This is a genomic window from Bradyrhizobium sp. Arg237L (genome assembly GCF_029990105.1).
GTDB lineage: Bacteria > Pseudomonadota > Alphaproteobacteria > Rhizobiales > Xanthobacteraceae > Bradyrhizobium.
In genome coordinates, this window is sequence record NZ_JAQMIL010000085.1 from 1 (window position 1) to 11,471 (window position 11,471).

An 11,471-nucleotide genomic window follows, 5' to 3' on the forward strand; every position below is an offset into this window, starting at 1 on the left:
CCGGAGGGAATGCATGGATCATGTCGTAGTCTTTGGCGAACGCCATCTGCGCCATGTCCTGCTGTCGTACAAGGATTACTACAACGCCACGCGCACTCATTTGTCATTGAACAAAGATGCCCCGGTTCCTCGCGGCGTTGAGTGGGCCGGCAATATCGTCTGCCGCCCGATCCTGGGCGGACTGCACCATCAATATGGCCGGCTGTGATTTACGGTAGGCACAGGTGCCGCACGAAAATGCCTTCGTCCACCTGCCCGATTACCTGTCCTATATCGCGGCCGCCGCGCTGCCTTGCGCGGCCGGTGCGGCTTGGTCGTCGCTCAACTTGATCATGCCCCTCCAGCCGGATCAGACGGTGCTGGCCCAGCGCACCGGAGACGTCGCGCTGTTCGCGCTTCAGTTTTGCGCGGATGTTCGGCGCTCGCGTGCTGGCGATCACGTCGTCGGACGAAAAGGCGGGGAAGCTCAGGGCATTGGGCGCGGAATCGGTCGTGAACTACAACACGTTCCCGGACTGGGACCGCGAGATCCTCGCCCTCACGGATGGCAAGGGCGTCGATAAGGTCATCGATGTCGCCGGCGGCAAGACCATTGCCAAATCCGCGGCCTCGACCAAAATCCGTGGCGAGATCGCCCCGGTTGGTGCCGTCGGCGGCATCGGCGGTGGCCTTTCGCCGGCCGACCTGCTTTACCGATCGCTCATCCTCGCCACCTCGGCCATCGTCCCCCGGACCAATTTCGAAGCCATGCTCAAGGCGATGGCGATGCAGGAAATGCTGCCGGTGATCGATCGGGTCTATCCCTTTGCGGACTATCGGGAGGCCTATCGGCGGATCGAGAGCGGAAATCACGTTGGCAAGGTTGTCATCGACATCGCGAACTGCTAGGCGGCCGACCGCCGGCGAGACAGGACCAGCGGTATCGCTGCGCAGTAGCTAATCCTCTGGAGTGCGAAGCGCGTGGAGAGAAACTTCGACATCGCGTAGTAGCGCCAGCAATTGTTCAACAGTGGATTCGCCAATCGCGGCCTTGAGAATTTGGCTTTTGCGATTGATTGATGCGGTGACGATGGTGACATAGGCCGCGCCCTTCGCCGTCAGCGCGACGCCACTCAGGCGACGGTTGCTCGTCGAGCGCACGAGGCGTATCAGACCTTCCTGCTTGAGGTCCTTCAGAATGCGCAGCAAGCTCGGCATCAACAATGCCGAACGGTCAGCGAGTGTCGTTTTGTCCATCGGCTCTGCTTCGTTCAGCGATCGCAGCACTCGCCATTGCTGCTCGGTGGTGCCATGGCTGCGCAGCACCGGCCGCATGTGAAACATCACCGCTTCGCGTGCGCGCAGCAGACCGACGGGGAGGCCGCGCTCGAACGGGATCGATGCCATGTCGCCGTCACACCCGACGTGGCGTTCGGTTGTGTCTGTTCTGGTCTGTCGTCGCGCAGAGGTCGTCACGTGTGCCCCTCAATTCAAATCGCTCCAAGCTCCTTATGCCAAGGTGAGCTTGACGGCTCAACTTAATATGTTAAGTTGAAATCACAATAGCGGCCTGAATTGGCTGGCTCGTCGATGTATGAGCACGGGAGGAGCCGGCTTCTTGTCACTGGAGCAACGCGCAGAGATTGCAGACGGCCATCGCGAAGGCGATGCGTCGAAGCCGGCGCCGTGGAAAGCATTTTTCGCCAACCCGCCTGTCCGCGAGACCGCGGCGACGATCGCGGTCGTCGTGCTGCTCATCGTCGCGATGGATGTGGCGAGCTGGTACGTGCCCGACTACATCATGCCGTCGCCGATGGCGGTGCTGCAGGCGATCCTGCGCTTGGCCGACACCGACTTCAGCCACGTCTTCATCACACTGGCGCGGCTCGGCGCGGCGCTTGCATTCTCGCTGATCGTAGGCGTGCTGCTCGGCCTGGTGATGGGGATCTCGCCGCTGCTGCGGCCGTTCATTCGCGCGTTCGTCATCATCGACACCGGCATTCCCGCGCTGTCGTGGATTCTGCTCGCGGTATTCTGGTTCAAGAATCCGGAGACCCGGATCTTCTTCATCCTCATCATGATTCTGGTGCCGTTCTACACGCTCAGCATCTATGACGGCATTCGCGCTCTGCCGAAGGACTGGATCGATATGATCGAGAGCTTCCGGCCGTCCCAGGCTCAGACGCTGCGTTTTCTGATCGTGCCGCATATCGTTCCGTATATCCTGATGACCACGAAATCGGTGATCGGCTACGCCACGCGCATGGTGATTTTCGCCGAGCTGGTGGCGTCTGCGGTCGGCGTCGGCTCGCGCATGGGACTCGCGCAATCGACCTTTCATATCGATGAAGTGCTGGCCTGGACCTTCTTCCTGATCATTCTCAACATCGCGCTGCAGCTTCTGGTCACCGGTGTCGAGAAGCTGGCGCTGTCCTGGCGTCCAAAAGCGGAGGTCCGATGAGCATGCCTGCCCTCAACGAAGCGCCGCAGATCGATGCGGGGCAGGTGATCTCGTTGTGCGGTGTGCGCAAGCAGTTCGGCGGCTATCGCGTCATCGAAAATCTCAGCTTCGATGTCCGCGATGGCGAGGTCGTTACGCTGCTCGGCCGCACCGGCGCCGGCAAGACCACCGTGCTCAACCTGATCATGGGCACCACGCAGCCCGACGGCGGCAGCGTCTCGGTGGCGGGCTTCGATCCATTCAGGCAGTTCAAGGCGCTGAAGGGCAGGCTTGCAGTGAGCTTTCAGACCGATCGCCTGCTGCCGTGGCGCACGGCCGCGCAGAACGTCGAGCTCGGCCTGCTGATCCTGGGCGAGGATCGCAAGAGCGCGCGGGCGAAAGCCGCACAATGGCTGGCACGTGTCAATCTTGGAGGCGCCGAAGACAAGTACCCGCACGAGCTCTCCGGCGGCATGCGGCAGCGCGTCTCGCTGGCGCGAGCACTGGCGGTCGATCCGAAACTAATCCTGCTTGATGAATCCTTCAGCCAGCTCGATCACATCACCTCGCAGAGCCTGCGCAAGGATTTCTGCAACGTGGCGCGCGATTTCGGCAAGACCTGCTTGGTGGTCACGCATCGTATCGACGACGCGCTGGAAATGGCCGACCGCGTCATCGTGCTGGGGCCGGGCGCGCGCATCATGCTTGAACTGCCGATGGCATTGGCGCGCAAGGATGAAAGAATACGCGACGACTACAGATCGCAGATCGAGACGGCCCTGGGAGGACATCAAGATGGCAAAGACCACTGATCGGAATTCGTTGCCGAGCCGCCGCGCGCTCATGGGCGCCGCGTTGTCGGCTGGGGCCTGGGCCGCGCTGAGCCCGAGCGTGCTGCGCGCGCAGGACCTGCCGACGATCCGCTGCGCCACCGCGACCCCGGGATTTACGACGGTGTTCTACGACGTGATCCGCGACCGCAAGCTCGACGAAAAGAACGGCTTCAAGCTCGACGATCCGGTGCTGAACGCGTCGATCGGCACGCTGTTCAACGATTTCGTCGCCGGCTCGTCCGACGTCATCGTCGCAAGTTGGGATCCGGTTTTGACGCGTTATCAGGCCGGCGTGCCGTGCCAGTTGCTTTGCACGCTGATGACCGCCGACATGATCGGTATCGTCGCGACCAAGGCGGGGCCACAGTCGATCGCCGCGCTCAAAGGCAAAATCATCGCGGCGCCGCAGCAGTCCGGCGTCTACCGCATGACGCGCGCGATCATCAAGGAACTGACCGGCGAGGATATCGAGACGGTGGCGCAGGTGCAGAACGCGGACAATCCGGCGCAGGGCGTCACGCTGGTGATCGCCGATCGCGCCGATGCCGCCGTGGCATGGGAGCCGATGATTTCCTCGGGCATGCAGAAGCGCAAGGACATCGACGTCATCTTTAGCGCTGGCAAATCGTTCCGCGAGAAAATCGGAGCTGATTTGCCGTATTTCTGCGTCAACGTGCGCAAGGAGATGGTCGCGGCCGGCATGGCGCCAAAGCTCAATGCGGCGTTTGCCGAATGCGTGAAGATCGCCGATACGGAATTCGATGCGATCGCTGTGAAATATGCCGCGCGCACCAAGATCGATGTCGACACGCTGAAAATCGCGCGGGAGTCCGGCCGGTTCAAGCTGCAATATGGCGCAGCAAACGATCCGAAGGTACAGGCTACGCTCACGACGGCGTCGGAGATGCTGGCGCGTCAGGGGGTGCTACCGCGCAAGGCCGATCCGGGCTTTTTCGCCGCCTGAGCAGGACAAGTTGCGTTGAGTCGAGGGAGACGGACAGGTGTCGATATCGCGACGGACATTTGCGCAGGGCCTGATCGGAAGCGTCGCAATGGCGGCATCTCCGGCCTGGGCCGAGGACATGCCGCGCCTGAGCTGGGCGACGTTCACGCCGGGCTTCGTGCCGGCCTTCATGGACTATACGCTGGCCAAGGGGTTCGACCGCGCCAGTGGCGTGGTGCTCGACCCGCCGAAGCCGTACTCGTCGCTGACGAGCTATTACGGTGACTTCGTCGCCGGCGCCTTCGACATGTGCTTCGGGAGCTGGGATACGTTTGCGGTGCGCGCCTTTGCGGGCGTGCCGATGCGCTATCTGTGCGGCATCAATCCCGGCAGCCTGTTGAACATCGTCACTATGTCGGACCAGATCAAGTCGCTGACCGACCTGCGCGGCAAGACGCTGGCGGCTCCGACCTCGTCGGGCACGTTCCGCCTGATGAAGTCGCTGCTGCACAGTTTCCAGGGCTTCGATATCGAGAAAGAGTGCACCATCCAGACCGTCGATCATCCGCTCGGCGGCGTCACGCTGGTGCTGGCCGATCGCGCCGAGGCGGCGCTGACCTGGGAGCCGAGCGTCACCATCGGCGCGCTGAAGAACACGAAGCTCCGCGTGCTGCTCAACATGGGCGGGGTCTACCAGACACACGAGAAGGCCGAGATGCCGTTCCTCGGCCTCGCCATCCGTCAGCAGGCGCTCGACAAATATCCGGGCATTGCCGACCGTCTCTACAAGACCTTCGCGGCAGGATGCGAAGCGATGAATGCGGAGCCGCAGGCGGCCTATAGCGCTTCGGAAAAGACCACGGGCCTGCCGACATCGACACTGGTCACTGCCACGCAATCCGGCCGGCTGAAATATGTGTTCGCGTCGATGGACGATCCGAAGTCACGCCAGGCGGTGATCCGCAGCAGCGAAATTCTCGCGGCCGAAAAGGATTTGCCGAAGCCGGTGACGGACACGTTCTTCGTCTGAACACAGCAGCTTAAAAAACTCTCAGGAAGCATCGATCAACAGGTATCGCATGACACAGCCAACCGATTCTCCCGACAGCGTCGCAGCGCCCGTCATCTTGCAGGCACGCGAGATCCCGGTGGCCTATGAGGCTGATGTCGTAGTGGTCGGCGGCGGGCCGGGCGGTTTTGCAGCGGCACTGCAGGCGGCGCGGATGGGTGCACGCACCATCATGATCGAGCGCTTCGACATGCCGGGTGGCGTCCACACCTCGGGCCTGCAGGGATCCGCAGATATCGGCGTCGGCGGCATCCACACCGAACTGATGCAGCGCTTCGCGGAGGAGGGTTACATCTACACGGCGACCGGGAGCACGCATCCGGGCTGGGCCGGCAATCCGCTGTCGCATTACGAGAGGAAGAAGGAGCCGGGCAGCGAATTCACGCGGATGTCGTTCAATCCCGAAGGCGCCGGCTGCGTGATGGCCGATATGCTGCAGGAGGCCGGCGTCATCGCGCTCTACGGCACCAGCTTCATCGACGCGATCGTCGAGCGGCGCTCCGGCAACGACACGATCACCGCCATCGTGGTCGAGAATGCCAGCGGATTGCAGGCGATCGCCGGTAAGATTTTCATCGAAGCATCGGGAACCAGCGAATTGGTGGCGCGGGCCGGCGCGCCGTTCGTTCGCGGCGGCGGCGGCCAGCCGGAGACGGCCGTTTGGGACGGCGTTAATCGCCCGATCCCCGGGGGGCTGCTATGGACCATGGGCGGCATCGATTTGGGCAAGCTGGTGGCTTATCAACAATCCGCCAAGGATCCGCTGCTGGCCAAGGCGATGGCAGAGGCGACCGCGGCGGGCGATCTGCCCGAGGGCGTCTACCGCCCCCGGATGGCCGGTGAGAATGTCTACGGCGAGCACTATATCGGCCACCCCACGCTGGACATGAGCCCGATCTCAGCCGACGGCACCTATGTGCTGTGGCAGAACGTGCCCTATGAGTGGGCGCTGCACATGGACGACAATGTCGCCGACCATGCGGCGGCCAAGCGCGCGCTGCGCGGCTTCATTAATGCGGAGGCGAAGTTCCTGCGCAGATACGTGCCGGGCTTCGAGAGCGCCAGCCTCGCCAACGTCGGGCGCTTCGTCGGCGTTCGCGACGGCCGCCATCCGATCGGCGAATATGTAGTCAACATCGATGACGTGCGCGCCGGCCGCACGTTCCGCGACGCGGTCACCAAGCCGATGACCAAGACATTCTTCTGGGAAGGCTTCGTAAAGCACACCTTCGAGGTGCCGTTCCGCTGCTTCCTGCCGAAGAAGATCGATAATATCATCCTGACCGGCGCGTCGCTGTCGTTCGATTACAAGACGCTCTTCATGGTGATGCGAAACTTCCCCTGGTGCACGCAGACCGGCGAGATCGCCGGCTTCGCCGCAGCGCGCTGCATAGAAAAGAGAATTAAACCGAAAGAACTGGAGTGGACGGCTCCTTATTTTTAGACATTCGCTCTCATCTGGCTGTGGTGCTGTCCGAGCGATCGGGTCGATGATTTTCGCGTGACTTTGTCAGCTGTAAAAATCGCTCAATCAACAAGCTCCCCTGCGATTTCCTAAGGAAATCGGTCCTGCATTCTTCGGAATGGTATGTGATGGAAATAGGCAAGTCAGATCGCTGCGGTTCCTTTGCCCGTAATCCGTTCACCTAGCCTGAACCTCGACATCGGGAGGTCGAGTATCGATGCTTTCGTCGCCATCGCGCTGATTGTCGGAGGAATAGCGAGCATACAGCTTCCCTTATATCCCTACGCAATCAGCGGCGCACTGCGCCGCTCTTGTTCTGTCGAGCGAGCTCGAGGAACCTGGCTTTGATCTGCGCGAACAAGCCGGACGGAATAAAGCCATAACCGAACACACCCGGCTTTCCAGGAACCGGTGAAAGACCGGCGTTCGGCCATTCATCGATGTTGTGCTCGGATACGATGACCCAGCTCCGCGCATCGTCGAGACCAATTGCCTGTTTGACCTTCGCTGGAATCTCAATCCCGATCGTATTGCCATCGGGCGGCGTATGGGTGATTGGCAACAGGACCACAAAACGTGGCCTTGTCTGGCTGTCGCTCGCGGCGACGAGGCAGGCCGGACGGTCCTTTCCCTGATCACGTCCCGCTGCCGCTTCATGGGTCCAAAGGTAATCATAGCGGACGACGAAGCCCGTGTTTGTACCGAAAACCTAAACCCTGAGGTAGTGGTGATGAAGTCCGCCCAGGATGGCGCGTGACCTGACCACTCCGTTTCGCTCAACCGGGCGAGAAACGGGCGCATCCTTATCCAAGGCCAAGTGCGTCCGCATCGCATTATAGTAGCGCGCGTATGATTTCAGGACCCGACGCAAATGCACCTCGCCCAGGACAATGATGTGGCCCAAACACTCGCGGCGGATCGATCCGATCAACCGTTCGGCAAGGCCATTCTGCCACGGCGAAGCCGGTGCAACAGGCTTGTCGCGGATGCCCATGGCGCGCAATCGGCGCGTAACGAGGCTGCCATAGATGCGATCGCGATCGCGAATGAGGTATTTTGGGGCCTCATCCCAGGGAAAGGCCTCCGTGATCTGACGTGCAACCCATTCCGCCGTCGGATTTCTTGTGATGTTGATCAAGACCAAGTCTCTGCGGTCCAGTCGGATGATGACGCATGCATAGAGCAGGTCGAAACCGATGGTGGGAACAACTAACAAATCCATGGAGGCAATGTCCGGCGTGTGGTTACGCAGGAAGGTCCGCCATCCCTGGCTTGGTGGGCCTCGCCGCCTAACCATGTACTTGGCGACACTCGACTGCGCCGGCTCAAACCCGAGCTTGAGCAGTTCGCCATGGATGCGTGGCGCGCCCCAAAGCGGATTCTCCATGCTCATGTGCCGGATCAGCGCGCGCAGTTCGGCGTCGATCTGCGGCCGCCCTCCCGTGGGTACGACTTCCAACGCCAGTAGCGGCGAAAGCCGGCCCGATGCCAACGCACGAGCGTCTCGGGCCGGATGATGGTGAGGACCTGCAAGATCGATGGAAACCAGCGATACAGCTGAATGAAGAACCAGCGATCATCGTTCGTGAGCCGGACGCGACCATGCAGCTTACGCCTTAAGACAATCAATTGATGTCGGAGCGCCGCGTTCTCCGCTTCAAGCCGCAACTTCGACTTGAATGGCGAAGCCAAGACCGCCAGAACAAAACAGAGTAGCCCGATCATTCTTCCAGCTTAGGCGATTCCGTCACCTCATCAACTCGGATAAGGTTTTCGGTACACACAGGAGCGACGTTCTCCCCCACAACTGCTACACTGGTGAGCGGTGCAAGAAACGCTGTTCTTGTCGACACGCTGATCGCTGCTCGCGATGTTGACGCACTAATCGATGGCATCGAGCGAAATGGCCGGGCGTTGACGCACATCGTCATCACGCACGGACATCCCGACCACTACTTCGGCATCGATCGCCTTCTCGCCCGTTTCCCAGGAGCGCAAGCCGTTGCAGCTCCGGGGTAGTGGATTACATCCGCACGAACTACGCATCCGAGCTTTGCATGTTCGAATCTATGATGGATGTTGAAATCGCCATACCAAGATCCTTTCCCGAGCCGCTCGCTTCGGATGCAATCGACCTCGAAGGCGAGGAACTTCGAATTGTCCATGTCGGTCAAGGTGATATTGCACCCAGCACCGTAGTCTGGATCCCGACCCTCGCAACAGTCGTAGCTGGCGACGTCGTCTACAATTCAAATCATCTTATGCTGGCGTTGGGTGGTCCTGAAGAATGGAACCGATGAATCGATAGTGTGGATATTATCAGAGCCCTTGACCCAAAGACGGTGATCGCTGGCCGTAAAAAATGGAGCCGGAGTGACGATGCGAAAGCCGTCCTCGATGGAACGCAAGCCTACATAAGAGACTTCGCTCGTGCCGTCGCCGCTTCGACCGGCCCCGGAGACGTCGTTTCCGAGATGCAGGACCAATATCCAAACTATGTTAGCGATGCGATGCTCGTCATGTCCGCGAACGCGGCTTTCGGACCTCGGGGCGACTAGGAAGAGCTCTGCAAGGCGGCACAGAAATCAAGGTCGGTGATCCGCGCATTTTGACATCCTCGGCCAACTTGCCCGTGTTGGCAGTTCCTTGACGGTTGGAATGTCCTTGATCAGACCGACCGCCATGCCGCAACTCCAGCCGCCAGCATCCATGTCGCCTATCCTTCATGACCTTCGGATAGACGCTCGCGACTTCCGGGGCGATGTCGGAGAAGGTGATGGCGGCTCCCAGATCGCGCTCCTTCAGCAGCAATCGCTCCACGCCCGCGTTCTTGAGCACGCGTTCGGTATTTCGCAACGAACGCATGATCAGGCGAGTATCCAGTTCCGTCGCAGCCAGGATCGCTTACTTCACGCGGGCGTGCACGGGCGCCTCCTTGGTGGCGATGAATCGTGTACCCATGTTGATGCCGTACATATCATCCACAATGGGCTGACGACTACAATGCAGAACATCAAGTCCCTGCGCTCGCCGTTCGAGGGACGCCGCGCCGGGCCGTCCAGAATTGCTACTCAATCCTTGGATAAGACACTCAAGGCAAATTTGATCATGCCCTATTCACGACTGAATGAGGCGCCGACGCGAAGGGTCATCGCAGACTGCAGCGTAAGAACGTACCGCGACGCTACTTCGCTCGGAGTGCGCAACGATGCGAACGAGAAACTGTTTTATTGCCGCAACCACGGCGTGACGACGATCGCCCGAAGCCTCTCTTAAAATCGGGGTTCTCTGGTCACCATGTGTGGGCCGGTGTTGACGTCAATCACAGTGGGCACCGAGCTGTCGATCGCACCATCCCAGCCGCCACCAAGGGCTTTCGCCAGCGCAATGTAAGACGTCGCTATCGCGACCCGGCTAACAATAAGACCGTCTTCGGCCGTGTAGAACGAGCGCTCCGCATCAAGCGATTCCAGAAAGCTCGTTGAGCCGGACGCATAAAGCGCGCGGGACAGCCGTGCGGCCTCGCCGTAGCGGCGTGACGCTTCGCTCAGGCGCCGGATCTTGATGCGCTCCTGCGCCAGTGCCACCAGCGCGTTCTCGACGTCTTCCAGCGCGGTCAGCACCGAAGCGCGCCAGGCGAGATAATACTGATCGCGCTGGGCCTCCGCGAGGTCCACTGCCGCGCGCAGTCTGCCGCCGTTGAAGATCGGCACGCTGACGCTCGGGCCGACCGACCAGCCGATCGAAGAGCCCTTGCCGATATCTCCGACATTCAGTCCGGTGGTCGAAACCGAGCCCGTGAGGCTGACCCTGGGATACAGCGCGGCTTCGGCTTGGCCGATTTTTGCGGTGGATTGCGCGTACCGGCGTTCCGCCGAGCGCACATCCGGTCGCTGCACCAGCACATCCGCCGGGATGCCCGTCGGTAGTGGCAGCCGCGGCGCCGGAATCCGCACGACGGACCGAAGCGTCTGCGCCAGCGCCGTCGGCTCGCGTCCCAGCAACACGCCGATGCGATGCACCGCTTCCGCGTAGCTGACCTCGTAGGTCGGTATGAAAGATTCCGTACTCGCAGCCAAACCCGCCGCTTTGGCGGCATCAACGGCGGAAGCCGAACCAGCTTCGAATTTCTGCTGGGTCAGCAGGGCGGTCTGTCGTTGCGATAGAGCGGCACGGCGCGCCAGCGCGATGCGAGCCTGGTAGCCGCGCATCTCGACGTAATATGCCGTCACATCACCGACCAAGGTCACCAGAGTCGAGCGCATATCGTCTTCGGCCGCGTCCACGCCATAGGTGGCGGCCTCGACGGCGCGGCGGTTGGCGCCAAACAGATCCAGCTCCCAGCTGGCATCGAAGCCGGCCTGAAATTGATTGTAGGTAAATGGAGCATTGGCACTACCGCTCGAGCTCGCCGCCGAGCGATTGGAGGTGGCCAACCCGAAGCCATCGACCAGCGGCAGCAGCCCGCCGATCGCCTGCCGCCGCGTTGCCCGCGCCTCGCGAATGCGCGCCTTGGCGCTTGCGACGTCGAGATTGTTCTGCACTGCCTCTTCGATTAGCGCATCGAGGATCGGGTCGCCCAGTCGATTCCACCAGCGCGACAACGTGACCCGCTTCGGCGATGCGGCCTTGGCGTTGCCCCACTTCGCTGGAAGCGAGAGGAGTGTACGGTCGTAGTCCGGGCCGACGGCGCAGGCGGACAGCGTCGAGCCGACCAACAGCAGCGCACCAAACCGCGACAT

13 protein-coding genes and 2 pseudogenes are annotated in these 11,471 nt (G+C 61.2%); 9 read left to right on the plus strand and 6 right to left on the minus strand.

Annotated elements, in window-relative coordinates; translation table 11 throughout:
- Positions 1-208, plus strand: a pseudogene (locus OZ411_RS36275) (hypothetical protein); the annotation flags it as partial.
- Between the two features lie 203 nt (positions 209-411).
- Complete coding sequence (locus OZ411_RS36280; protein WP_282531791.1) at positions 412-888, plus strand: zinc-binding dehydrogenase; 477 nt, start codon at positions 412-414, stop codon at positions 886-888.
- Positions 889-936: 48 nt separating this feature from the next.
- On the opposite strand, the gene OZ411_RS36285 is transcribed toward OZ411_RS36280, so the two are convergent.
- Positions 937-1,386 (minus strand): MarR family transcriptional regulator, encoded by a 450-nt coding sequence (locus tag OZ411_RS36285; protein WP_282531792.1) that lies wholly within the window; start codon positions 1,384-1,386, stop codon positions 937-939.
- A gap of 211 nt (positions 1,387-1,597) precedes the next feature.
- Between OZ411_RS36285 and OZ411_RS36290 the strand changes: the two genes are divergently transcribed.
- From OZ411_RS36290 to OZ411_RS36310, 5 genes are read left to right on the plus strand one after another with little or no spacing between them, the layout of a single operon-like run.
- Complete coding sequence (locus tag OZ411_RS36290; RefSeq protein ID WP_282531793.1) at positions 1,598-2,440, plus strand: ABC transporter permease subunit; 843 nt, start codon at positions 1,598-1,600, stop codon at positions 2,438-2,440.
- Positions 2,437-3,231, plus strand: a complete 795-nt coding sequence (locus OZ411_RS36295; protein WP_282531794.1) for an ABC transporter ATP-binding protein — start codon at positions 2,437-2,439, stop codon at positions 3,229-3,231. Before OZ411_RS36290 ends, OZ411_RS36295 begins: the two co-directional genes overlap by 4 nt.
- Positions 3,215-4,216 (plus strand): twin-arginine translocation pathway signal protein, encoded by a 1,002-nt coding sequence (locus OZ411_RS36300; RefSeq protein ID WP_282531795.1) that lies wholly within the window; start codon positions 3,215-3,217, stop codon positions 4,214-4,216. Before OZ411_RS36295 ends, OZ411_RS36300 begins: the two co-directional genes overlap by 17 nt.
- 37 nt (positions 4,217-4,253) lie before the next feature.
- Positions 4,254-5,225, plus strand: coding sequence for an ABC transporter substrate-binding protein (locus OZ411_RS36305; RefSeq protein ID WP_282531796.1), 972 nt, complete (start codon positions 4,254-4,256; stop codon positions 5,223-5,225).
- Between the two features lie 49 nt (positions 5,226-5,274).
- Positions 5,275-6,708: an FAD-dependent oxidoreductase gene (locus OZ411_RS36310; protein ID WP_282531797.1), complete on the plus strand. Its 1,434-nt coding sequence runs from the start codon at positions 5,275-5,277 to the stop codon at positions 6,706-6,708.
- A 310-nt stretch (positions 6,709-7,018) separates the two neighbouring features.
- On the opposite strand, the gene OZ411_RS36315 is transcribed toward OZ411_RS36310, so the two are convergent.
- The 3 genes from OZ411_RS36315 to OZ411_RS36325 all read right to left on the minus strand — a co-directional run bounded on the left by OZ411_RS36315 (position 7,019) and on the right by OZ411_RS36325 (position 8,454).
- Positions 7,019-7,300, minus strand: coding sequence for a hypothetical protein (locus OZ411_RS36315; RefSeq protein ID WP_282531798.1), 282 nt, complete (start codon positions 7,298-7,300; stop codon positions 7,019-7,021).
- A 138-nt stretch (positions 7,301-7,438) separates the two neighbouring features.
- Complete coding sequence (locus tag OZ411_RS36320; RefSeq protein WP_282531799.1) at positions 7,439-8,122, minus strand: integrase core domain-containing protein; 684 nt, start codon at positions 8,120-8,122, stop codon at positions 7,439-7,441.
- Between the two features lie 8 nt (positions 8,123-8,130).
- Complete coding sequence (locus tag OZ411_RS36325) at positions 8,131-8,454, minus strand: hypothetical protein (RefSeq protein ID WP_282531800.1); 324 nt, start codon at positions 8,452-8,454, stop codon at positions 8,131-8,133.
- A 332-nt stretch (positions 8,455-8,786) separates the two neighbouring features.
- Between OZ411_RS36325 and OZ411_RS36330 the strand changes: the two genes are divergently transcribed.
- Positions 8,787-9,029 carry a hypothetical protein gene (locus OZ411_RS36330; RefSeq protein WP_282531801.1) on the plus strand — a complete coding sequence of 81 codons (243 nt, stop codon included), beginning with the start codon at positions 8,787-8,789 and terminating at the stop codon, positions 9,027-9,029.
- A 339-nt stretch (positions 9,030-9,368) separates the two neighbouring features.
- On the opposite strand, the pseudogene OZ411_RS36335 reads toward OZ411_RS36330, so the two are convergent.
- A pseudogene (locus OZ411_RS36335) lies at positions 9,369-9,699 on the minus strand (nitronate monooxygenase); the annotation flags it as partial.
- A gap of 33 nt (positions 9,700-9,732) precedes the next feature.
- Between OZ411_RS36335 and OZ411_RS36340 the strand changes: the two are divergent.
- Positions 9,733-10,005, plus strand: a complete 273-nt coding sequence (locus OZ411_RS36340) for a hypothetical protein (RefSeq protein ID WP_282531802.1) — start codon at positions 9,733-9,735, stop codon at positions 10,003-10,005.
- On the opposite strand, the gene OZ411_RS36345 is transcribed toward OZ411_RS36340, so the two are convergent.
- On the minus strand, positions 10,002-11,471 hold the full coding sequence (locus tag OZ411_RS36345; RefSeq protein ID WP_282531803.1) for an efflux transporter outer membrane subunit: 1,470 nt from the start codon (positions 11,469-11,471) through the stop codon (positions 10,002-10,004). The genes OZ411_RS36340 and OZ411_RS36345 overlap by 4 nt on opposite strands.

Coding starts and splice junctions, on each gene's coding strand:
- OZ411_RS36280 (WP_282531791.1), top strand. CDS start 412: ATGTTCGGCGCTCGCGTGCTGGCGATCACGTCGTCGGACGAAAAGGCG.
- OZ411_RS36285 (WP_282531792.1), bottom strand. CDS start 1,386: ATGGCATCGATCCCGTTCGAGCGCGGCCTCCCCGTCGGTCTGCTGCGC.
- OZ411_RS36295 (WP_282531794.1), top strand. CDS start 2,437: ATGAGCATGCCTGCCCTCAACGAAGCGCCGCAGATCGATGCGGGGCAG.
- OZ411_RS36300 (WP_282531795.1), top strand. CDS start 3,215: ATGGCAAAGACCACTGATCGGAATTCGTTGCCGAGCCGCCGCGCGCTC.
- OZ411_RS36310 (WP_282531797.1), top strand. CDS start 5,275: ATGACACAGCCAACCGATTCTCCCGACAGCGTCGCAGCGCCCGTCATC.
- OZ411_RS36320 (WP_282531799.1), bottom strand. CDS start 8,122: ATGAGCATGGAGAATCCGCTTTGGGGCGCGCCACGCATCCATGGCGAA.
- OZ411_RS36325 (WP_282531800.1), bottom strand. CDS start 8,454: ATGATCGGGCTACTCTGTTTTGTTCTGGCGGTCTTGGCTTCGCCATTC.
- OZ411_RS36330 (WP_282531801.1), top strand. CDS start 8,787: ATGTTCGAATCTATGATGGATGTTGAAATCGCCATACCAAGATCCTTT.
- OZ411_RS36340 (WP_282531802.1), top strand. CDS start 9,733: ATGCAGAACATCAAGTCCCTGCGCTCGCCGTTCGAGGGACGCCGCGCC.
- OZ411_RS36345 (WP_282531803.1), bottom strand. CDS start 11,471: ATGTCGCGGTTTGGTGCGCTGCTGTTGGTCGGCTCGACGCTGTCCGCC.